21 protein-coding genes are annotated in these 21,548 nt (G+C 68.9%); 12 read left to right on the forward strand and 9 right to left on the reverse strand.

Annotation, left to right across the window (positions count from 1 at the left end):
* The first annotated feature begins 60 nt into the window (after positions 1–60).
* The 3 genes from ccmI to ACE2AC_RS07785 are packed head-to-tail and all read left to right on the forward strand — an operon-like array spanning position 61 to position 1,984.
* Positions 61–1,278 (forward strand): c-type cytochrome biogenesis protein CcmI, encoded by a 1,218-nt coding sequence (gene ccmI, locus ACE2AC_RS07775; protein WP_375691531.1) that lies wholly within the window; start codon positions 61–63, stop codon positions 1,276–1,278.
* On the forward strand, positions 1,275–1,751 hold the full coding sequence (gene ruvX / locus ACE2AC_RS07780; RefSeq protein ID WP_375691532.1) for a Holliday junction resolvase RuvX: 477 nt from the start codon (positions 1,275–1,277) through the stop codon (positions 1,749–1,751). Before ccmI ends, ruvX begins: the two co-directional genes overlap by 4 nt.
* Positions 1,748–1,984: a DUF1289 domain-containing protein gene (locus ACE2AC_RS07785; RefSeq protein ID WP_375691533.1), complete on the forward strand. Its 237-nt coding sequence runs from the start codon at positions 1,748–1,750 to the stop codon at positions 1,982–1,984. Before ruvX ends, ACE2AC_RS07785 begins: the two co-directional genes overlap by 4 nt.
* On the opposite strand, the gene ACE2AC_RS07790 is transcribed toward ACE2AC_RS07785, so the two are convergent.
* Positions 1,981–2,817, reverse strand: a complete 837-nt coding sequence (locus tag ACE2AC_RS07790) for a hypothetical protein (RefSeq protein WP_375691534.1) — start codon at positions 2,815–2,817, stop codon at positions 1,981–1,983. The genes ACE2AC_RS07785 and ACE2AC_RS07790 overlap by 4 nt on opposite strands.
* A gap of 96 nt (positions 2,818–2,913) precedes the next feature.
* Positions 2,914–3,744: a sulfite exporter TauE/SafE family protein gene (locus ACE2AC_RS07795; protein WP_375691535.1), complete on the reverse strand. Its 831-nt coding sequence runs from the start codon at positions 3,742–3,744 to the stop codon at positions 2,914–2,916.
* 178 nt (positions 3,745–3,922) lie between these two features.
* On the opposite strand from ACE2AC_RS07795, the gene ACE2AC_RS07800 reads away from it, so the two are divergent.
* Positions 3,923–5,104, forward strand: a complete 1,182-nt coding sequence (locus tag ACE2AC_RS07800) for a multidrug effflux MFS transporter (protein ID WP_375691536.1) — start codon at positions 3,923–3,925, stop codon at positions 5,102–5,104.
* A 23-nt stretch (positions 5,105–5,127) separates the two neighbouring features.
* Here ACE2AC_RS07800 and dusA read toward each other — a convergent pair whose 3' ends face one another.
* Together dusA and ACE2AC_RS07810 are read right to left on the reverse strand one after the other, a co-directional pair.
* Positions 5,128–6,138, reverse strand: coding sequence for a tRNA dihydrouridine(20/20a) synthase DusA (gene dusA, locus ACE2AC_RS07805; protein ID WP_375691537.1), 1,011 nt, complete (start codon positions 6,136–6,138; stop codon positions 5,128–5,130).
* 128 nt (positions 6,139–6,266) lie between these two features.
* Positions 6,267–6,662 carry a cupin domain-containing protein gene (locus tag ACE2AC_RS07810; protein WP_375691538.1) on the reverse strand — a complete coding sequence of 132 codons (396 nt, stop codon included), beginning with the start codon at positions 6,660–6,662 and terminating at the stop codon, positions 6,267–6,269.
* A gap of 150 nt (positions 6,663–6,812) precedes the next feature.
* Here ACE2AC_RS07810 and ACE2AC_RS07815 point away from each other — a divergent pair, with 150 nt between their 5' ends.
* Genes ACE2AC_RS07815 through ACE2AC_RS07830 form a run of 4 tightly spaced genes read left to right on the forward strand, consistent with a single transcriptional unit; the run spans position 6,813 to position 10,295 of the window.
* A complete protein-coding gene (locus tag ACE2AC_RS07815) occupies positions 6,813–8,003 on the forward strand; it encodes an acyl-CoA dehydrogenase family protein (RefSeq protein WP_375691539.1) in 1,191 nt (396 codons plus the stop codon).
* The gene (locus ACE2AC_RS07820) at positions 8,003–8,779 is read left to right on the forward strand and encodes an enoyl-CoA hydratase/isomerase family protein (protein WP_375691540.1); all 777 of its coding nucleotides are present in this window, start codon (positions 8,003–8,005) and stop codon (positions 8,777–8,779) included. The genes ACE2AC_RS07815 and ACE2AC_RS07820 overlap by 1 nt, the downstream gene beginning before the upstream one ends.
* Positions 8,776–9,906 carry a thiolase family protein gene (locus tag ACE2AC_RS07825; protein ID WP_375691541.1) on the forward strand — a complete coding sequence of 377 codons (1,131 nt, stop codon included), beginning with the start codon at positions 8,776–8,778 and terminating at the stop codon, positions 9,904–9,906. Before ACE2AC_RS07820 ends, ACE2AC_RS07825 begins: the two co-directional genes overlap by 4 nt.
* The gene (locus ACE2AC_RS07830; RefSeq protein WP_375691542.1) at positions 9,903–10,295 is read left to right on the forward strand and encodes a Zn-ribbon domain-containing OB-fold protein; all 393 of its coding nucleotides are present in this window, start codon (positions 9,903–9,905) and stop codon (positions 10,293–10,295) included. The genes ACE2AC_RS07825 and ACE2AC_RS07830 overlap by 4 nt, the downstream gene beginning before the upstream one ends.
* A 4-nt stretch (positions 10,296–10,299) precedes the next feature.
* Here ACE2AC_RS07830 and ACE2AC_RS07835 read toward each other — a convergent pair whose 3' ends face one another.
* Positions 10,300–11,883, reverse strand: a complete 1,584-nt coding sequence (locus ACE2AC_RS07835; protein ID WP_375691543.1) for an alpha/beta fold hydrolase — start codon at positions 11,881–11,883, stop codon at positions 10,300–10,302.
* Between the two features lie 315 nt (positions 11,884–12,198).
* On the opposite strand from ACE2AC_RS07835, the gene ACE2AC_RS07840 reads away from it, so the two are divergent.
* Positions 12,199–13,416: a cytochrome P450 gene (locus tag ACE2AC_RS07840; RefSeq protein WP_375691544.1), complete on the forward strand. Its 1,218-nt coding sequence runs from the start codon at positions 12,199–12,201 to the stop codon at positions 13,414–13,416.
* Positions 13,417–13,521: 105 nt separating this feature from the next.
* Here ACE2AC_RS07840 and ACE2AC_RS07845 read toward each other — a convergent pair whose 3' ends face one another.
* The 4 genes from ACE2AC_RS07845 to ACE2AC_RS07860 form a co-directional block, all read right to left on the reverse strand.
* Positions 13,522–14,325: an enoyl-CoA hydratase gene (locus tag ACE2AC_RS07845; protein ID WP_375691545.1), complete on the reverse strand. Its 804-nt coding sequence runs from the start codon at positions 14,323–14,325 to the stop codon at positions 13,522–13,524.
* A 10-nt stretch (positions 14,326–14,335) separates the two neighbouring features.
* Positions 14,336–15,547, reverse strand: coding sequence for a CaiB/BaiF CoA transferase family protein (locus ACE2AC_RS07850; protein WP_375691546.1), 1,212 nt, complete (start codon positions 15,545–15,547; stop codon positions 14,336–14,338).
* 158 nt (positions 15,548–15,705) lie between these two features.
* Entirely contained in the window at positions 15,706–17,241 is a 1,536-nt protein-coding gene (locus tag ACE2AC_RS07855; RefSeq protein WP_375691547.1) for an ABC transporter substrate-binding protein, read from the reverse strand.
* 171 nt (positions 17,242–17,412) lie between these two features.
* A complete protein-coding gene (locus ACE2AC_RS07860) occupies positions 17,413–18,276 on the reverse strand; it encodes a helix-turn-helix domain-containing protein (protein ID WP_375691548.1) in 864 nt (287 codons plus the stop codon).
* A gap of 366 nt (positions 18,277–18,642) precedes the next feature.
* Between ACE2AC_RS07860 and ACE2AC_RS07865 the strand changes: the two genes are divergently transcribed.
* The 3 genes from ACE2AC_RS07865 to ACE2AC_RS07875 are packed head-to-tail and all read left to right on the forward strand — an operon-like array spanning position 18,643 to position 21,546.
* Positions 18,643–19,680, forward strand: a complete 1,038-nt coding sequence (locus ACE2AC_RS07865) for a TRAP transporter substrate-binding protein (RefSeq protein WP_375691549.1) — start codon at positions 18,643–18,645, stop codon at positions 19,678–19,680.
* Positions 19,681–19,738: 58 nt separating this feature from the next.
* The gene (locus ACE2AC_RS07870; protein ID WP_375691550.1) at positions 19,739–20,191 is read left to right on the forward strand and encodes a TRAP transporter small permease; all 453 of its coding nucleotides are present in this window, start codon (positions 19,739–19,741) and stop codon (positions 20,189–20,191) included.
* On the forward strand, positions 20,188–21,546 hold the full coding sequence (locus ACE2AC_RS07875) for a TRAP transporter large permease (protein WP_375691551.1): 1,359 nt from the start codon (positions 20,188–20,190) through the stop codon (positions 21,544–21,546). The genes ACE2AC_RS07870 and ACE2AC_RS07875 overlap by 4 nt, the downstream gene beginning before the upstream one ends.
* The last annotated feature ends 2 nt before the right edge of the window (positions 21,547–21,548 follow it).

The following is a 21,548-nucleotide window of genomic DNA, read 5'->3' on the forward strand; positions in this document are numbered from 1 at the left end:
CATTCACCCTTTTGCGGGGCCGCCGCACGGGGTAAACGGGCCATCAAACAAGAGGTTCGCATGCTCTTCTGGATCATCGCCGCAGGCTTGGCCATCGTGGTCGCCGGTGTCATCGTCGCGGTCGCGCTGTCGGCCCGCGGCGACGCGCCCGCCACCGGTGGCGCGGACGTGGCCGTCTACCGCGCGCAGCTGGCCGAGGTCGACCGCGACCTCGCCCGTGGCGTGATCGGGGCCGACGAGGCAGAGCGCCTGAAGAACGAGATCGCCCGCCGCCTGCTGGCCGCCGACGCCGCCGCCAAGGCGCCGCGACAGGCCGGCACCCGGGCCCGCCCCGTCCTGCTGGCGGGCGTCGGGCTGGTCGTCGTTGCGGGGGCCCTGGGCCTTTATGCCGTGATCGGCGCACCGGGCTATCCCGACCTTCCGCTGCAGGACCGCCTGGCGCGGGCCGAGGCCTTTCGCGCCTCCCGCCCTTCGCAGGCCGAGGTCGAGGCCCGCCTGGCGCAACAGCCCGTCGACACCACCGACCCCACCCTCTCCGCCGAGGTCGCCGAGCTGACCGCGCGGCTGGCCGAGGTGCCGGACGACCGCGCCGCGCTCGAGGCGCTGGTCCGCGCCGAGGCGCAGCGCGGCGATTTCGCCGCCGCCCACAGGGCCCAGCAGAAGGTGGTCGACCTCAAGGGCGAGGCGGCGGATGTCCGCGACTACCTCCTCCTCGGCGGTTACATGATCTTTGCCGCGCAGAACTATGTCTCGCCCGAGGCCGAGGCCGCCGTGCGCGCGGCCCTCGAACTTGATCCCGGCAACGGGCTGGCGCGCTTTTACCTCGGCTCGATGTGGCAGCAGGTCGACCGGCCCGATATCGCCCTGACGGTCTGGGACCGGCTCCTGCGCGAGGGACCCGAGACGGCGCCCTGGATCCCGATGATCCGCGCCCGGATCGGCCTGGCCGCCCAGATGGCAGGGATCGACTACACCCCGCCCACCGCGGCCGCGCCCCTGGCCGGCCCGTCGCAAGAGGATATCGAGGCCGCCCGCGACATGAGCAGCGAGGACCGCGAGGCGATGATCCGAGGCATGGTGGCCTCGCTGTCCGACCGGCTGGCGACCGAGGGCGGCAGCGCGGCGGAATGGGCCCGGCTGATCGGCGCCTACGGCGTCCTGGGTGAAACCGAACAGGCCCGCGCGATCAGGGACGAGGCGCTCGAGGTCTTTGCCGGCGATGACGGCGCGCTTGCCATGATCCGCGCGGCCGGGGAACAGGCGGGGCTGGACGGATGATTTACGAGGACCTGGCCGAGTTCGCCGCCGCCCTGCCCCCGATGGCCCCGATCGTGGGCCTCGACCTGGGTGACAAGACGATCGGCGTCGCGATCTCGGACCGGCTGCTGTCGGTGGCCACCCCGGTGACCACGATCCGCCGCAAGAAATTCACCCAGGACGCCGAGGCGCTGGCCAAGCTGCTGCGCGACCGCGAGATCGCGGGCATCGTGCTGGGCCTGCCGCGCAACATGGACGGATCGGAAGGGCCCCGCTGCCAGTCGACCCGTGCCTTTGCCCGCAACTTCACCCGCGTGCTGGAGCTGCCGACGACCTACTGGGACGAACGCCTCTCTACCGTCGCCGCCGAACGCGCCCTGCTCGAGGCCGACACCTCGCGCAGGAAACGGGCCGAGGTGATCGACCACGTCGCGGCGGGCTACATCCTGCAGGGTGCGCTGGACCGGCTGCGCCACATGCGGAGCGGGTCATGAGCGACGAGGTCTGGAAACGCCCCGAGATCGCATCGCCCTGCGTGAAGATCTGCCTGATCCACCCCGACGCAGGGCTCTGCACCGGTTGCCTGCGCACCCGGGACGAGATCGCGATGTGGTCGCGGTATTCGGAAGCGGAACGGGCCGAGATCATGGCCGCCCTGCCCGACCGGCGGCCGCAGCTGGTGCGGCGGCGTGGCGGACGGGCCGCGCGGTTGAAGCGCGAGCTTTAGGCCGCGGCGGTGTCTTCGAGCAGCCGCATCTCGACGTGGTGGCGCTGGACGAGGCCGTAACCGAACGGCACGAGCGCCACGACCTTGCCCCCCAGCGTCACCCGCGCCGTGCCGGGCGATGTCGGGTCCTCGGTGATGGCAATGCGGCCGTCGCCGGCCTCCCCGCGGTAGTAGCCGATGACGATCTGGTCCTCGTCGGGATCGAAATCCTCGATCACCGGAGGGCCCTGGTAGAGCTCCGGCGGCGCGGTGCGGTTGCGTTCGTGTTCGGCCATCTCGGCCCGGATCGCGGCGCTGAGCGCGGCATCGCGGGCGGCCTGACGCCTCGGCTCCTCGGCCGGCGCGGGGGCTTCGGCCACCACCGGCGCGGCTTCGGGTTCGGGCTCCGCGGGCTTCAGCGGCGGCAGGTCCTCGGCCGCGCTGTCGGGGACAAATAGGTTCTCTTCGGCCTCGGCGGGTTCGGGCGCAGCGGAAAGTTCGGCGCCGTCCTCGATCAGGAGGCTGCGGACCGCGTCGTCGACGGATGCCTCGGCCGCCAACGGTTCGGGCGCGGCCACGGGGGACACGGCGGCCTCTTCGGCCTGGCGCTTGGCCTTGATCGGGCGGCGCTGCAGCAGCGCGATACGGTCGCGGGCGGCGGCCCCGGCGCGGCGCACCGTCTTGACGTTCCGGCCGACATCGACGCCCAAGATGCCGATCCCGCCGTCGTCGTCTTGCGCCCCATCCTCGGCATAGTCGTCGTCACCGCGCGACCGGTCCATCGACTCGGGCGTCATGGTGGTGAAGTAGATGCCGATCGTCGCGAGGACAAAGATGACGAGAAGCTCGATCATGGCCGGTTCCAGCTGGTTATGCCCTACCGTATGGAAGCGAAATCTGACGGTAAGATGGCGCTGTCACGACCTAATGCGGGAATGTAGCCGTCGAACTCAACCCCAGATTGCTTTTCGCAGCATGTTCAACGCCACAAGTAGCAGGAAAACCGCAAAGATCCGCCGAAGCGGCTTGGGGTCGGTGGCATGGGCCAGCTTCACCCCCAGCGGTGTGGTGATCAGCGTCATCGCGATCACCACGAGGAAGGCGGGCAGATTCACCGCGCCCACAGTCAGCGGCGGCACCGGCTGCCCCTCGGGCGGGGTGTAGAACAGGAAGCCGATCACCGAAGGCACCGCGATCGCCACGCCGAATCCCGCCGCGGTGGCGACGGCGCGGTGGATCGGGCGACCGTAGAGCGTCATCAGCGGCACGCCGAACGACCCGCCGCCGATCCCCATCAGCACCGACAGGAACCCGACGAGCGGCGACAGCACCGCGCGCTTGATCCCCTTGGGCATCGCATCGCCAAGCCGCCACTCCGGCTTACCCAGCAACAGGTAGAGCCCGATGACGAAGGCCAGCACGCCGAACAGCACCTGCAGCGCGTGCGACTTGACCGACGCCGCCGTCAGCATCCCCAGCACCGCGCCGATGACGATCCCCGGCCCCCAGGATTTCAGGATGTCCCAGTCGACCGCGCCCTTGCGGTTGTGAGAATGCAGGGACCGTAGGGAGGTGACGATGATCGTCGCGAGCGAGGTCGCCAGGCAGATCTGCATCAGGTTCGGCCCGTCGTAGCCAAGCGTCTGGAACGCATAGAAAAACGCAGGCACCAGGACGATGCCTCCGCCGACGCCGAGCAGGCCGGCCAGCACGCCGGCGAACCCGCCGATGACCATCAGGAGGACCAGCATCCAGGCGATCAGGGTGGGGTCTTGCAGCATGGCACTCGCTCTTTGTTCACAGGTGGCGAGAAGAACCAGTTTTTCACGCCGCCTGCAAGCGCCCGCCGCCGTGCCGCACAGCGGCATGCGCGTGCGTGCGGGAATGCGGGGTACACTTTCGGGCGGCTGCCTTCTAGCTTGCGCGCGATTTCGGCCCCCTCCCCCCGAAAGGTTTCCCATGGTCCGCCTTGCCATCATCCTGGGCCTTCTCGGCCTGGTCGGTCCCTTCGCGATCGACATGTACCTGCCCGCGCTGCCCACCATCGCGGGCGACCTCGGCGCGACCGAAGCGCAGATCCAGACCACGCTGACGGCGTATTTCATCACCTTCGGGATCGGCCAGCTCTTCTATGGCCCGATGGCCGACCAGACCGGGCGCAAGGCGCCGATCGTGCTGGGGCTGGCGATCTTCCTCGCCGGGTCGATCGGCGCGGCGTTCGCCACCTCGGCGGGCTCTCTCACGCTCTGGCGCGCCCTGCAGGGGCTGGGCGGCGCGTCGCTGATGGTGGTGACCCGCGCGGTGATCCGCGACCGCTACACCGGGCCGGACGCGACGCGGCTGATGGCAATGCTGATGCTGGTGATCTCGGTCTCGCCGATGCTGGCGCCGCTGGCGGGCTCGCTCGTCATCGCGCTCAGCGGCTGGCGGGCGGTCTTCGGCACCCTGGCCGTCCTGGCGGCGGTGAACCTGGTCCTGGCGGTCTTCCTCCTGCCCGAAACGCTGCCGCGCGACCGCCGGGTGCCGGTGAATCTCGCCTCGATGCGGCGCGGCGCCGGCGTGCTGCTGCGCGATCCGCTCTTCATGGGCCTGACCTTCATCGGCGGTTTCGGCATGGCCAGCTTCTTCGTCTTCATCGCCTCGGCCAGCTTCGTCTACACCGACCAGTTCGGGATGAGCCCCACGGGCTTCTCGCTGGCCTTCGCGCTGAACGCGGTCGGCTTCTTCGGGGCAAGCCAGGTGGCCGCGGGCCTCGGCGCGCGTTACGGGATCACCCGGGTCGTGCGGCTGGCGGTGGCGGGCTTCTTCCTCGTCACCGTGACGCTGGCGCTGTTGGCGCTGGCGGGGCTGGCCAGCCTGCCGGTGATCATGGCGCTGCTTTTCTGCGGCAATGCCTGCCTCGGCCTCGTGATCCCCACGACGATGGTGCTGGCGCTCGACGAACACGGCGACATCGCGGGGCTGGCCTCCTCGCTCGGGGGGACGCTGCAGATGCTCGCGGGCGGGCTGATGATCGTGGTGTCCGGCCTCTTTTTCGACGGCACGGCGACGCCGATGCTCCTGGCCATCGCCATGTGCTCGACGATCAGCTTCGTGCTGACGCTGGTGGTGCTGTCCGGACGCAGCCGGGCAGCGGCCTGAGCCTGCGGCGGGGCAGCCCCGCCCTAGGCCGCGATGCCGGTGACCTCGGCCAGCGCACGTTCGACCAGTTCCGGCCCCGCGCCGGGGCGATGCGCGCCCTCGGACAGCACCCGCCGCCAGTTCCGCGCGCCTGGCCGGCCGGCGAAGAGCCCCAGCATGTGCCGCGTGACCTGCGCCAGCTTTCCGCCCGCGGCGAGGTGCGCCTCGATGTAGGGCAGCATCTGCATCACCGCCGTGACAGGGTGGGCATCCCCGGCCGCGTCGTCAAAGATCCGCCGGTCCGCGGCCGACAGGATATCCGCGGGCGCATGGTAGGCCGCACGACCGATCATCACGCCGTCCAGCCCACGGGCCAGCAGGTCCTCGGCCAGGTCGAGCGATCCGATCCCGCCGTTGATCGAGACATGCAGGTCGGGAAACGCCTGCTTCATCCGCACCACGAGGTCGTAGTCGAGCGGCGGGATATCCCGGTTTTCCTTGGGGCTCAGCCCCTGCAGCCAGGCCTTGCGGGCGTGGATCTGCACCCGTTCGACCCCCACGGCGGCGACCCGCGACAGGAAGTCGGGCAGCACCTCTTCAGGCTCCTGATCATCCACGCCGATGCGGCATTTCACCGTCACCTCGACATCGACCGCCGCGCGCATCGCGGCGACGCAGTCGGCCACGAGCTCGGGCGTGCGCATCAGCACCGCGCCGAAGGTGCCCGACTGGACCCGGTCCGACGGGCAGCCGACGTTCAGGTTGATCTCGTCATACCCCGCCTCTTCCCCCAGCCGCGCGGCCTGTGCCAGTTCGTCCGGGTCCGATCCGCCAAGCTGCAGCGCCACCGGATACTCCTCGGGCGAGAAGTCGAGCAGATGCACCGCCCCGCCCCGCACCAGCGCCGGCGCCGTCACCATCTCGGTATAGAGCAGCGCGCGGGCCGACAGCAGCCGATGCAGGTAGCGGCAGTGCCGGTCGGTCCAGTCCATCATCGGGGCGACGGACAGGCGCGCGGCGCTCCGCGGGTCAGAGGGGGTCGTGCGGCGGGTCATGGCGTCCCTTCGGGCGGCGGTCACGGGCTTACTCTATCGCGGCCCCCGTCCGGGTGCGAGGGCACGAGACCGCGCCGCCTATCAGCAAACGCGGCCAAGTGCCAATCCCTTCCGCTCCATGTGGAGTTTCAGCCGCCGTAGTCCGCGTCGTCCACCGGTTCGAGCCAGGTGACCGCGGCACCGTCGATCTCTTCCTGGATGGCGATGTGGCTCATCGCGGTGTCCGGCCCCGCGCCGTGCCAGTGCCGTTCGCCCGCCGGGAACCAGACCACGTCGCCGGGGCGGATCTCTTCGACCGGGCCACCCTCGCGCTGGACGCGGCCGCAGCCGGCGGTGACGACCAGGCTCTGCCCCGCCGGGTGGGTGTGCCAGTTGGTCCGCGCCCCCGGCTCGAAGGTCACCAGTGCGCCCCGCACCCGTGCCGGTGCCTCGGTCTCGAGCAGCGGGTCGATCCGCACCGTCCCGGTAAAGTAATCCCCGGGCCCCTTCCCCGAGGGGCGCGATCCCGCTCGCATGATCTTCATTCCGTCCTCCTGTCCGTGACGATCCCACCGGGATCCTAGCACGGCCGACACATATGTCTCGACCGGCGACACAGGCATGAAACCCACGGGGCGCGGTTTGACAGCCCGCCCTCGCATCGACCGAGATATCGCGGGACGGGAGGATGCCAGATGGACCAGGTGATCGAGACCAGCGACCGCAGCTTCGGCTCTTGGGCGATGCCCGACGAGTACCGCGAGATGCAGGCCACCGTGCGCCGGTTCGTCCAGGGCGACGTGAAGGCGGTCGAGGACACGCTGGAGCACGACGCGACCTACTGCCCGCCCGAAAAGCTCGCCCCGCTACAGGAGAAGGCCAGGTCGCTCGGGCTCTGGTGCGTGCGCACGCCCACCGAATACGGCGGCGCGGGGCTGAACCTGCTGGGCCAGGCGGTCTGGGCTGAGGAAGCGAAACAGGTTCGGATGGGCCTTTACAACCCGGCCATGGGGGCCTTCGGGATCGATCCGCCGAACGTGATCTGGGAAGGCAACCGCCAGCAGATCGAGACATACGGCCTGCCGGGCGTCGAGAAGGGATCGAAATGCTTCGTCGCGATCTCGGAAAGCGGCGGCGGGGCCGATCCGGGCCGGGCGATCCAGCTGAAGGCCGAGCGGGTCGGCGGGAAGTACGTTCTGAACGGGTCCAAGATGTGGATCACCGGCGCGGGCAAGGCCGACTGGGGCATCGTCTATGCCCGGACCGGCGGGCGCGGTCGGTCGGGCATCACCTCTTTCATCGTCGACCGCGACACGCCGGGGCTGTCGCTGAAGGAAATTCCCGTCATCCGCGCCTATGCCCCCTACGAGCTGCATTTCGACAACGTCGAGGTGCCCGTCGAGAACCGGCTGGGCGAAGAGGGCCAGGGCTTTGCGCTGGCCGAAAAATGGCTGGTCGACAACCGAATCCAGTATTCCGCCGGCACCCTTGGCGTCGCGCAGGCGGCGCTCGACATCGCGGTGAAATGGGCGAACGAGCGGGAAACCTTCGGATCGAAGCTGGCCGACAAGCAGGCGGTCCAGTGGATGCTGGCCAACAGCGAGATGGAGCTGAGGGCCGCGCGGCTCGTGGTCTACGACGCGGCTTGGAAGGGTGACCGGGGCGGTGACTTCAAGCTCGAAGCCTCGATCGCCAAGGTCACCGCGACCGAGACGGCAGGCCGGATCGTCGACCGGGCGATGCAGATCATGGGCGGCCTCGGCGTGTCGAAGGAGCTGCCGCTGGAACGCTGGTACCGGGAGCTGCGGATCCACCGCATCGGCGAGGGTCCGTCCGAGGTGCACCGCATGGTCGTGGCCCGCAACGTGCTGAACGGGCGGCGCTGATGTCCATCGATTTCGATCTCTCCCCCGCCGGCGTCGCCACCGTCACCATCAACCGGCCCGAGGCGATGAACGCCCTCGACGCCGCGCATTACAAGGCGCTGTCCGAAGCCTGGATCGAGGTGCGCGACAACCCCGCCGTGCGCGTCGCCATCGTGACAGGCGCGGGTGACAAGAGTTTCTGTGCCGGGGCCGACCTGAAGTCGGTGATCACCGCGCAGCAGGACTGGTCCGAGAACTGGCTGACGCAGCGCGACCAACTGCTGAACCGGGGGCTCGAGGTCTGGAAACCGGTGATCGCGGCGGTGAACGGCTATTGCCTGGGCGGCGGGGTGACGATGCTCTACGCCACCGACATCCGCGTGGCCGCCGAGGGCGCGACCTTTGGCCTGTCCGAGGTCAAGCGCGGGATCATCGCCGCCAACGGCGGGACCCAGCGGACATTGAAGCAGCTGCCCTATTGCCTCGGGATGGAGTTCTTGCTGACCGGCGACCGGATCGACGCCGAGACGGCGCTGAGCTGGGGGCTGATCAACAAGGTCGTCCCACAGGCCGATCTGATGGCCGCCGCGATGGACTATGCCGACCGGATCGCCGCCAACGCGCCGCTCGCCGTGCAGGCGTCGAAAGAGCTGGCGGTCCGCTCGCTCGACATGGACCTCACCACCGGCCTGCGGATGGAGGCGATGGTCTCGCGCAGCCTGCGCGAAACCGAGGATGCCAAGGAGGGCCCCGCCGCATTCCGCGAGAAACGCAAGCCGGAGTTCAAGGGGCGATGACCCTCTCGGGCCAGTGCGTCATCGCGGGGATCGGCGCCACCGCGTTCGGCAAGCTTCCCGGCCGATCTTCGGTTTCGTTAAACGTCGAGGCCATTCGCGCGGCCCTTGCCGATGCAAATGTTGAAAAAGGGCAAGTCGACGCGCTTTTCGTCAAGCCGCCGACCTCGGACTTCCAGATGCTCTACGCGGTCAAGATCGCCTCGGCCCTCGGCATCCAGTCGAAGATGGGCGGCGCCTGGGACCAGGGCGGCGCGGCCAATGCCACGCTGATCTCGATCGCCTGCATGGCCATCGCGGCGGGGCAGATCGACGTGGCGGTCGTCAGCTTTGCCGACACCCCCCGCAGCGGCAGCCGCGATGTCTATGCCCGGCCACGGGGCGACGACACGCTCTATGGCTGGTTCGGCACCCTGCCCGGCTACGCGATGATCATGCAACGCCACATCGGCCAGCACCACACCCCGCCCGAGGCTTTCGGCGAGATCGCCATCGCCGCCCGCGGGCACGGCGCGACCAATCCCGATGCGCAGGTCCGGAACCCGCTCACGATGGACGACTACCTTGCCGCCGATCCCATCGTGGCCCCGCTCAAGCGTGACGACTGCACGCTGATCTCGGACGGCGGCGGCGCGGTGGTGATCATGTCGGCCAGGCGCGCGGCGGAACTCGGCGTCGCCGCGCCGGTGCCGATCCTCGGCTGGGGCTACGGCCAAACCTTCTGGGAGGTCGCCTATCGCGAGGACCTGACCACGACGATGGCCGCGACCTCGGGCGCGACCGCGATGAAGATGGCCGGACTGACCCCCGACAAAGTCGATTGCGTCCAGCTCTATGACTGCTTCACCATCGCGGCCTTGATGACGCTCGAGGACTACGGCTTCTGCAAGAAGGGCCAGGCGGCGGATTTCGTGCGGGACGGCGCGCTTCAGGTCGGCGGCGCCCTGCCCTTCAACACCTCCGGCGGGCTCCTTTCCGAAACCGGGATGCCGGGCATGCAGCTGATCCACGAAGGCGTGCGCCAGATGCGCGGCACCTCGGTCAACCCGGTCAGGGGCGCGCGGAACGTGGTGATCTCCAACCAGGGGGGCGTGATGCAGACCCATTCGACGCTGGTGCTGGGGCAATGAGTGGCATCGCCCCCGACCGCTCCGGCCCGGCGGCGGCCTACTGGGACGCGCTCGACCGGGGCCGCCTCTGCTTCCAGCGCTGCTGGTCCTGCGGCGCGGCGCAGCTTCCGGCGCGGGAGGAGTGCACGACCTGCCTGTCGCCCGACCTCGCCTGGGAGGCCGCCGCAGGTGGCGCAAGGCTCATCTCGTGGGTGGTCTACCACCGGGCCTACCACGACGCCTTTGCCGACATGGTGCCCTACAACGTCGCGGTGGTCGAGCTCGACGAGGGGCCGCGCCTGATCTCGAACATCCTGGCGCCGAACGATACGCTGCGCATCGACATGCCGTTGCGGCTTGAACTGGGCCGCCGCTTCGACCAGGCGATCCCGCAGTTCCGGCCGGCCTGACCGCTCAGATGCCGTGTTCGTCCAGGAAATCGCGCACCGCGGCCATGCAAACGGCCCAGGCCGGTTCATAATCGACCAGCACGTGGTTGCGGCTGTCGAGCGGCACGAACTGCGCGTTCGGGATCCCCGAGGCGAGCGCGCGGCCCGTGTCGAGCGGGATCCGCTGATCGCCCTTGGAATGCAGCACGATGGTCGGAACGTCGATCTGTCCCAGCCTGTCGCGGACGTCGATGGCGCCAAAGGCGTCCTGGAACCGCGCCGCATTCGCGGCCGAGGTGGTGAGGCGCTGGAACTCGTCGAACCAGGCCAGTTCCTGCGCGTCGGCATCGGGCATGAAGGTCTGGGAGAAGATGTGGCGATAGGCCGGGTTGTCGGTGCCCCAGCCGACCTCGGTCAGGGTGCGCACCGCCTCGCGCCGGGCACGTTCCTCGGGGGTCGAGGTGTGCTGCCAGCCCGCCGCGTAACCGCCGACGATGATCAGGCCGGACACCCGTTCCGGGTGACGCACGGCGTACTCGATGCAGACCGCCGCCCCCTGCGAGATGCCGAGCAGCGGGAACCGCTCCAGCCCCAGCTTGTCGGCCACGATCTCGAGGTCCTCGACGAAGGCGTCGAAGCTGAGATCGCCGACCTCCCAGTCCGACAGGCCGCAGCCGCGTTCGTCATAGCGGATGAAGGTGCGGTTGCGCGCGATCTCGGCAAAGCACTTGCCCCAGATCGGACTGGTCCAGTCGAATTCCAGGTGCGTGAGCCAGTTCGCCGCCTTGAGCAGCGGAGCCCCTGTCCCCAACGTGGCATAGGCGATCTTGGTGCCGTCCGGCACGTCGCAGAACCCGATCCGCTGGGTCCTGAGCGCCCGGGTCGATCCCCGCGTCGGGGCGCGGTTCACGTTGGTCGCGGCCACCGGCCCCGGCGCCCGCGTCACCGGGTTGTAGCGGCCGAACTGGGCACCGGCGGGTTCTGCCAGCGCATGGGCCTCGGCCCCTTCGGGGTCGGCCTCCTGCCAGAGGCGCCGCCACTTGGGCGCAGCGATCGCCGGCAGGTCAGGATGGGTCGCCAGCAGGCGGAGGATCTTGATCCGGGCGATGCGGGCATCCTCGCGTTCGGCCATCAGCCACGAGGCAAAGGACTCGTCCCCCGCCGCGTCGAGCCCGTCGAGCAGCACGGCGTCGAGCCGCTGCGCCATCTCCTCGAGCTCGGGCAGCGCCAGCCCGGCCTCGTCCTGCCTGAGCCGGGCGTGCACCTCGTGGATGTCGACGTCGAGCCCCTCGGCATCGAAGGCCACCCGCTCGCGATCGGCGACTATGCGAACGCGGTCCGGGCCATCGACCACGCCGCGCAGTTTGCTGAGCGACCAGCGCAGCGCCGCCTTGGGATCGTCGGGCAGGTCCCAGAACAGCTCGCACAGCCGTTCGCGCCGGTGCGGGCGACCGGTGGCGACCAGGAACGCCAGCAGCGCGCGCGCCTTGCGCGACGCCGGTAGCGGCAGGTCGGAGCCGCCGCGCGACACCCGCAATTCCCCCAGGAGGGAAATGCTGAGCCTGTCGTCCGGCACCATCAGCCGGCCTGGGTTTTCCTTGGGCACCATTTTTCAAATCCGAAAATACATTCCCGACCGGAGAAATCGGACATTAAATCCTAATGCACCGATCCGGCCGCGCCGATCCACATATTTCGACTGCCTGGCACACGATTTTGCGACTCGCGGCGATATGCTGCCTAGATCATTTCCTCGCCATCGCGAAGCCCGCACGGCAATTACAACGGGCCGTTCGGTCAATAACCACCCCAAATACAACGCTGGCGACAACGCCCCGGCCCGATACGCCGCCTGCAACCGCAGCGGGTGCATCCCCGGGACACCGTCCCCGCCCCGCGGCGGTCGCACGTATTGGAGCGACCCATGTTTGAACGCAATTCATTGGTGGCCGGGGGGCCGCCGCTGATCGATCCCAACTCGCTGCAGGCCGACCCGCATCCGCGGCTGGCCGAACTGCGGGCACACCATCCCATGGTGTTGATCGGCGAAAATCAATTTCTCATCCTGCGGGCCGACGATGTGCTCCGCCTGCTCGGCGATCCGGCCACGCGCCAGATCGAAGGGCCGGAATACGTGGCCCTGAACCGTGTGCCCGAGGGTATCACGCGCCGCTTCCAGGCGGGGTTCTTCATGTTCTCGAACGGGGCGGCGCATCGTCGGATTCGCGGGCTTTTCGCCACCAGCTTTGCCCACCGTCCGATGCGCGCCCTGCGGGCCGACATCCGCGCCACGGCCGACCGCATCGTCGCCGAACTGCCGCGTGACGGCAGTTTCGACTTTCTCGAAAAGATGGCGGGCCGCGTCCCGGCCGAGATGATCGCCACCGTCCTCGGCCTGCCGGTCGATCAGCACCGCTATTTCGCGGGCCTCGTGCAGGTTGTCACTCACGCGATCACGCCGATCTATCCGCACCAGCACCATGACGAGATCGAGGATGCGACCGAGGCGCTTTTCAACTTTGTCGCCCATCACCTCGAACTACGCAGGGTCCGCCCGGGCGCCGACCTGCTGTCGCGGCTGATGGCGGAATGGCAGTCCGAGACGGCGATCCCGTTCGACAGCCTGGTCTTCCAAATCATGGGCCTCGTGGTCGCGGGCAGCGACACGACGCGGACCGGGCTGGCGCGCATGGTCTCTCTCCTGCTCGAACGGCCGGCGGACTGGGACCGCCTGCGGGCAGAGCCGGACCTGGTGCCTGGCGCGGTGGCCGAGGCGCTGCGCTTCGACCCGCCGGTCGGGTCGGTCACCCTCGTCGCCGCCGCCTCGGTCCGGGTCGCCGACACCGTGTTGCCCGCGGGCAGCGTTCTCACGCTGTCGGTCATGTCCGCGCTGCGCGATCCCGCGCTCTGTGCCGACCCGGACCGCTTCGACCTTGCCCGTGCCGACCACCCCCGCCCGCATCCGGCCTTCGGCCTCGGCCCGCATCGCTGCCTGGGCGAGGTGCTGGCCCGGATCGAGATGGAAGAGAGCCTGTCCGCGCTCCTCGCCGACGCGCCGGGCCTGACCCTGACGCTCGCCCCCCGGATGACGGGCCTTGGCGGGCTGCGCCAGATCACCCCGATGCGGGTGGCACGCGCCTGACAGCGTTTTCCCGCGCCGTGGCGGCACCCGCCGCGATCCGCGACCGGGTCCGCCCGACCCTCCCGGTCGCCGCCAACGACAGCCCCCGGTCCGCCCGCTGCACCGTCACTGGCCGGTGAAAACCGGCTTTCGCTTTTCCATGAAGGCGCGCCGTCCCTCGGCATAATCGCGGCTGTCCATCGCCTCGGCCCCCAGCTTCTTCAGCCGGTCGAGGTCGCGCTTGGCCTCGTCCTTGGCCAGCTCCCGCAGGGTCTGCTTGGCGCCCTGGATCGACAGCGGCGCGTTCTCGGCGATGGCGCGGGCATGGCGCAGCACCGTGGCATCTAGATCCTCGACCGTCGTCACCTCTTCGATCAGCCCCATGCGCAGGGCCTCGGCGGCGGGGTAACGGAAACCGGTGAAAAGGATCTTGCGCGCGTTGCCCGGCCCGACCAGTGCCGACAGCGCCTTGATCCCGTCGAAGGGATAGACGATCGACAGCTTCGCCGCCGGGATGCCGAACTGGCTGTCGTCCGAGGCGATGCGGATATCGGCGGCCAGCGCGACAGCCAACCCGCCGCCGATGCAGTAACCCCGGATCCGCGCGATCAGCGGCTTGTCCAGCGTCGCCAGCAAGCCCCGCGCATGTCCGGCGATGCGGTTGTACTCGGCCGATGCGGCGGCGCTGTTGCGATGCGTCTCGAACTGCGAGATGTCCGCGCCCGAGATGAAGGCCCGGTCGCCCGCACCCTGCATCACCACCACCCGGACCTCGGGGTCGGCGGCAAAGGCTTCAAGCACCTCGCCCATGCCCTGCCACATCTCGAGGCTCATGGCGTTGCGCTTTTCCGGCTGGTTGAAGGTCAGCCAGCCGATGCCCTCGCCCTTTTCGGCGATGATCTTGGGCGTGCTGGTCTCAAGTCTCTGCATCTCTGCCTCCTCAGATGATCTTCTGGTCGCGCAACGCGGCAATCCGGTCGGGGTCGAGGCCAAGCGCCCCGAGCACCTCGTCGGTGTGTTGGCCCGCGTCGGGTGCCGCACGGCGGATGTCGCGGTCGGCTCCGGTCATCTGCAGCGGCGAGGCGACGATCCGGATCTCGCCCAGGGCCGGGTGCTCTACCGGGCGCGCAAGGCCAAGGTGCTGCACCTGCGGGTCGGCAAAGGTCTGATCGATGGAATTGATCGGCCCGCAGGGCACGCCCGCTTCCATCAGCAGATCGACCCAGTATTGCGAGGGCTGGCGCACCGTGACCTCGCCGATCAGGGCGTTCAGCTCGGCCCGGTTCCGCGACCGGCCGCGCGCATCCTCGAACCGCGGATCGGTGACAAGGTGCTCGATCCCCGCCGCCTGCGCGAAGCGTTCCCAGAGCCGCTGGCCCGAGGCCGCGATGTTGATATGGCCGTCGGCGGTCGGAAAGACGCCGGTGGGGATACCGGTGGGGTGGTCATTGCCCGCCTGCTGCGGCACGTCGCCCGCCATGGTCCAGCGCGAGCCCTGGAAATCCAGCATCGCGACCATCGCCTCGAGAAGCGAGGTCTGCACCCAGCGGCCCTGCCCGGTGCGGGACCGGTCGAAGAGCGCCATCGAGATGCCCATGGCGAGGTATCCGCCGGCGCAGAGATCGGCGATCGGTATGCCGACGCGCACCGGTCCCTGCCCCGGCAGGCCGGTGATCGACATCAGCCCGCCCATGCCTTGCGCGATCTGGTCCACCCCCGCCCGCGCCGCATAGGGACCGTCCTGCCCGAAGCCCGAGATCGAGCCGTAGACGATCCCCGGGTTCACCGCCCGCACCGCGTCATAGTCGATCCCCAGCCGTGACTTGACGGTCGAGCGCATGTTCTCGACGATCACGTCCGCCTCGGCGGCGAGCTGCATGAAGATCGCGTGGCCCTCGGGGCTCTTGAGGTTCAGGGTCATCGCCCGCTTGTTGCGGTGCAGGTTCTGGAAATCCGGCCCGTGCCGCGCCCCCGCCGCCGGGTCCGAGTTGGAGTCGGCCGCGGGCGGTTCGATCCGGATCACGTCCGCGCCCCAGTCGGCCAGGTGGCGCACGGCGGTCGGCCCGGCCCGCGCGAGCGTCAGGTCGATCACCTTGATCCCCGACAGGGGGCGTCCGGTCGCGGCCTCGGCCTCGCTCCATAGGTTGGTCATGTCGTCCTCCCTCACTCGGTCTGCGGCGAAGTCTGCCGCCGCGGGGCCCGCGGACAAGCGCCGCGGGGCAAGTCGCACGTTCCTGCGGTCACCTCTTGGGAAAACGGCCCGCGCCGAGGGGACGCGGGCCGCCTGTCACGCCGCCCGACGGGCCGCGATCAGTTCTCGACCCAGGCGCGGGTCACGTCGATGATCCCGCCCCAGGGCTTGTCGACCCCCTTGAGCCGGGGCGAGGTGAAGGCCCAGTAGCGCCCCCCGCCCATGTAGAGGATCGAGGCGTCCTGGTTCATCAGCTCGATCATGTCGCACTGCATCTCCAGGCTCTTTTCCCGGTCGGTGAGCGACTCGAGTTCCACCGCGATCTTGTCGAGCTCGGGGATGTTCATGCCGGTCAGGTTGTAGTTGCTGTCCGACTTGCCGGTGGCGATCAGCGAAGGCCCCATGTCGACATCGTCGGCAAAGCGCCAGCCCGACATCTGGTAATCCCGCGACAGCACCCGCTTGACCAGCGTGGTCTGGTCGACGGGTTCGAGGTTCACGGTGATCCCGATCCCCTTCATCAGCTGCTGCATCAGCTCGCCCAGCTCCCGCCCGCGCGGGGTGGTCGTGTTGATGAAGTTGAACTCGATAGGCTTGCCGTAGGCCGCGACGTATTCCTTGGCCTTGGCCTGGTCGAAGGCGCGGTACCCTGCCTCGCCACAGTCCTTCTGCGGTCCGAGCGGATGGGTGACCGACGGCCGCGTGTCGCGGAAGCTGATCTTGACCAGCGCCTCCTGGTTCCAGCCATGGGCAATCGCCGCGCGCACGTTCGGGTCGTCGAACGGCGGCATCTTGTCGTTCAGCAGGATCGTCGCGGCGCCCGCGCCGTCGGCGAACATCGACACCACCTTGGGATCGTTCTGCGCCTCGACGATGGTCGGCCCGCGGTCGGTCCAGATCGCGTCCACCTGCCCGGACTGGAGCGAGGCATAGCGCGTCTGGGTGTCCGGCAGCACCCGGAACACGATCTTGTCGAGGTTGATGCTGTCGGCATCCCAGTACTCGGGGTTCTTTTCGACCACGATCCGGTCGCCCGAGGCCCATTCCACGAACTTGAAAGGCCCGGTGCCGACGGGGCTGCGGTTCTGCTCCCCCTTCTCGATCTGTTCCGGAGAGGGGATCGGCCCGCTCATGCCCAGGTCCGCCATCGCCGGAAGGAAGGCCGACCATGGGTGGTTCAGGTGGAACTCGACCGTCAGGTCGTCGATCGCCTTGACCTCCTTGATCGCGGCGATGCCGGTGCGGCCGGCGAACTTGTTCTCGGGGTCGATCAGGCGGTTGTAGTGGAATGCCACGTCGCCCGCGTCGAAGTCGGTGCCATCGTGGAACTTCACCCCCTCGCGCAGCTTCAGCGTCCAGACGGTCTGGTCGTCGTTCACGCTCCACTCGGTGGCCAGCAGCGCCTCGGGTTCGCCGGTGTTGTAGTTCCAGCGCAGCAGCGGCTCTTCGATGGCCAGCGCGACGGTCGATCCGGTCTGGCCAAAGATGCGGCCCTCCAGCGGCTCAAATCCGTTCGGCTCGGTCTCGATGGCGACAGTGGCGGTGCCTCCCTTCACCTTTTCCTGCGCCAGGGCCGGGCCCGCGATGGCCAGCACGGCCAGTGTCACCGCGGATGACACGCACGTGATCGTGCGCCTCTTGGTCGTCGGTTTCATTGAATTCCTCCCATGCGATCCCGATGCGGAATCGACAGTCTCATCGTGCCAGATTGCCGAATTTTGTGAATACTCAATCTTTGGCGAGCAACGTTATGGGCAACTATACCATGTATCTGGTGCCATACCCTGAAATCGAAAGCGGGATTTCCGGCAAAGCCGTTCGCCCTGTCAGGGCCAGGCGGCGAACGACGGTGCCTCGGCAGCGCGCGGACGGGTGCGGCGGCGGTACCGGCTGGGCGGGACGCCCTCCATCCGCTTGAAGAACCGGTTGAAATAGGCCGGGTCCGAGAAGCCTAGGCGAAAGGCGACCTGCGCGACCTGCAGGCTGGAATGGCTGAGCAGCTCGGTCGCCTCGCGGTGCAGTGCCTCGTGCAGCCAGACCTGCGGGGCGCGGCCGGTGGCGCGGCGCACCGCCGCCGACAGCCTGTCGCGCGACACCCCGAGCGCGGCGGCATAGTCCGCGACCTGCCAGTGATCGCGCAGGTGCAGCCCGGCCAGCTGCACGAAGCCCTGCGCCACCCCGCGCGCGGCCACGTCGGGCCGCACCCGCCCGGCGCGCGCCGCCCGCCAGAGCCGGATCAGGACCACCGACAGCAGGTGTTCGGCCACCATGTCCGCCGCCGGCGCCCCGCCGCGGGTTTCCTGCTGCAGGTCGGCCAGCTGCGCGGCGATGGCCTGGCGCTCTCCCTCGGCCGCGACCGACAGGTCGGCGCGCAGCATCCGGTGCATCTCCTGCCCGAAGGCGCTTGGCGGCAACACCCGCGACAGCGTCGCCTGCGACAGGACCAGCAGCGCCCCGCGGCTGCCCGGCGCGACCCGCAGCACGCCCTGCCGCCCGGCCAGCCACACCACCCGTGGCGCGGCGATCGGCGCCTCGCCCGCGGCATCCCGGCAGACCGCTTCACCGGCCTCGAGCACCAGCAGGCAGGCGGCATCGGGCTGCAACCCGAAACTCGTTTCCGACAGCGGGCTGCGGATGCTGTGGACCGTGGCCGAAAACCGGTCGGCCCGGGAGGGGGCGGGCGCTTTCATCGTGCCAGCAAATTAGACCGCTTTCGCCCGATCCGTCCAACAAAATGGCGCAGGAGTGCATTTCTTCGCCCCGGAACTGATTTAGGGTATAGCGCATCCGGGACACACGCGCGGCCGGGCCGCGCATGGAACCGGACCGCCACTGGCCATCGCTGCCGACAGGGAGGAGTCGCGCAGGATCGGACCGGGCGTCGCGGCGCAGGTGTTGCCTGGCGTCCGCCCGCCCGCAGACCCACCGACACCGTTTCGCAACGCATGGCCTGCCGGGCCCCGGCACACGGGGCCGACCACGACGCCGGATCGCGCGGGATACCGCCCGACGGCACACAGGCACCGCCCCGCGGCGCCACCATGGGAGGAGAGAGAATGACCAAGACACTCACCGGCGCCGCACTGGCCGCCGCCCTGTCCTTTGCCGCCGGCGCGGCCGCGGCACAGGACTACACCCTCAAGCTGCACCATTTCCTGGGCGCCAAGGCCCCGGCGCAGACCGACATGCTGGAACCCTGGGCCCGCCAGGTCGAAGAGAACTCCGGCGGCAAGGTGAAGATCGAGATCTATCCCTCGATGACCCTCGGAGGCCGCCCGCCCGAGCTGATCAACCAGGTCCGGGACGGCGTCGTCGACCTGGTCTGGACGGTGAACGGCTACACCCCCGGCCTCTTCCCGCGGACCGAGGTGATGGAACTGCCCTTCGTCTACGTGAACGACCCCGTCGCCGCGAACCTCGCGCTCTACGACATGTATGCCGACCACCTGGCCGAGGAGTACAAGGGCGTCGAGCCGATGTTCCTGCACGTCCACGCCGGCCAGGCGATCCACACCGTCGACAAGGAGGTCCGCAGCCCCGAGGACATGGCGGGCATGAAACTGCGCATCCCCACCCGCACCGGCGCCTGGGTGATCGAGGCGCTTGGCGCGACCCCGGTGTCGATGCCGGTGCCCGACCTGCCGCAGGCGCTGTCCAAGAAGGTCGTCGATGGCGCCCTGATCCCGTGGGAGATCATTCCCGCGCTCAAGATCCAGGACCAGACCGATTTCCAGATCGAGGGCCATGACAAGACCCGGCTCGGCACCACGACCTTCCAGGTCTCGATGAACAAGGCCAAGTGGGACAGCCTGCCCGAGGACATCCAGAAGGCGTTCCGCGACGCGTCGGGCCGTGACTGGGTGGCCGAGGTCGGCCAGATCTGGCGTGACATCGACGAACGCGGGATCACCGTCGCCACCGACGCGGGCAACACCCACGTCACCCTCAGCGAAGAGGAAACCGCCGCGTTCCAGACCGCGCTCGAGCCGGTGGTGCAGCGCTGGATCGACGAGGTCTCGGGCAAGGGGATCGACGGCGCCGCGATGGTCGAAACCGCGCGCGAGATGATCGCGAAGAACGCGGAAGGCATGTGACTTGATCTTCGAAGCCGAAACCCATGACCGCAGCGGACTATCCGCTGCGGTCGCAAGGATGGTCACCCTCTGGGCGCTGCTCGGGGGTGTCCTGTTGCTTGGCGTCGTCGCGATCAACGTGGTCTCGGTGCTGGGCGTGATCGTCCGCCACCCCTTCCCCGGCGACTTCGAACTGACCGAGATCGGCGTCGCCGTCGCGGTCTTTGCCTTCCTGCCCTACTGCCAGCTGATGGATGCCAACGTGACCGCCGACATCTTCACCGCCCGCGCGCCCGCACCGGTGCTGGCCGCGCTCCGGGCGCTGGCCTCGTTCGTGGCCTTCGGCTTTGCCTGCATCCTCGCGTGGCGGATGTACCTCGGGATGCTGGACCAGAAGGAATACGACTACACCACGGCGATCCTGCAGGTCCCGATCTGGTGGGGCTTCGTGCCGATCCTGCTGTCACTGGCGCTGCTGATCGCGGCCGCCCTCGTCACCCTCATCGAATCCCTGCGCGGGGTGCGGGCATGACCGACCCGATCACGCTCGGCATCCTCGCGCTTGTCATCCTCGTCGCGCTGATCGCCATCCGCCTGCCGATCGCCTATGCCATGATCCTCGTCGGCGGCGTCGGCATCGCCATGCTGAACGGCCCGCAGCTTCTGCTGAGCCAGCTCAAGACGCTCGCCTACGGCCAGTTCTCGATCTACGACCTCTCGGTCGTGCCGATGTTCGTCCTGATGGGCGAACTCGCCACCGTCGCGGGCCTGTCGCAGGCGCTTTTCCGCGGGGCGAACGCCTGGCTCGGCTGGATGCGCGGCGGCACGGCCATGGCGGCCATCGCCGGCTGCGCGGGCTTCGGCGCGGTCTGCGGCTCGTCGCTCGCCACCGCCTCGACCATGGGCAAGGTCGCCCTGCCGGAACTCAAGCGCTACAACTACTCTCCCGCGCTGGCCACCGGATCGCTCGCCGCCGGCGGTGTCCTCGGTATCCTGATCCCGCCCTCGGTCGTGCTGATCGTCTACGCGGTGATCGTCGAGGCCAACATCGTCACCATGTTCGCGGCCGCCTTCCTGCCCGGCATCCTGGCGGTGATCCTCTTCATCCTGACCATCGCCATCTACGTCGCGATCCGCCCCGAGGCCGGGCCGCCGGGCGGCGCCACCTCGCGCCGCGATTTCATCCATGCGACGCTGGGCCTGCTGCCCGTGATGGTGATCTTCGGCCTCGTCCTCGGCGGCATCTACGCGGGCTTCTTCAACCCGACGCCCGCCGCGGCCATCGGCGTCTTCCTCGTCTGGGTCTACGGCGCGTTCAAGCGCAAGCTGGGCCTTGGCCCGATGGTCACCGCGCTCAAGAACACCGCCAAGACCAGCGGCATGATCTACCTGATCCTGCTGGGGGCGGAGCTGATGAAGATCTTCATGTCCCGCATCGGGCTGCCGCAGCAGGCCGCCGCCTGGATCGCCGAGTCGGGCCTGGCCCCGATGACCGTGATGGTGGTCCTGCTGGTCGCGCTGATCCTGCTGGGCTGCCTGATGGACAGCCTGTCGATGATCCTGCTGGTGATCCCGTTCTTCTGGCCGATGCTGCTCGAGATCAACGGCGGCCTCTACCAGGTGGCCGACGGCGCGGGCTTCGGGATGAGCACCGAGGACCTCAAGGTCTGGTTCGGCATCCTCGCATTGATCGTCGTCGAACTGGGCTTGATCACGCCGCCCGTCGGGATGAACGTCTTCATCATCTCGGCGCTGGCCAAGGACACGCCGATGATCGAAACCTTCAAGGGCGTCATGCCCTTCTTCTGCGCCGAACTGCTGCGCGTGGCGCTCCTGCTGGCGTTCCCCGCGCTGACGCTCTGGCTGCCACGCATCCTCGGAGGCTGACC

This window comes from Pseudooceanicola sp. LIPI14-2-Ac024, from assembly GCF_042188925.1.
Taxonomy (GTDB): Bacteria; Pseudomonadota; Alphaproteobacteria; order Rhodobacterales; family Rhodobacteraceae; genus Pseudooceanicola.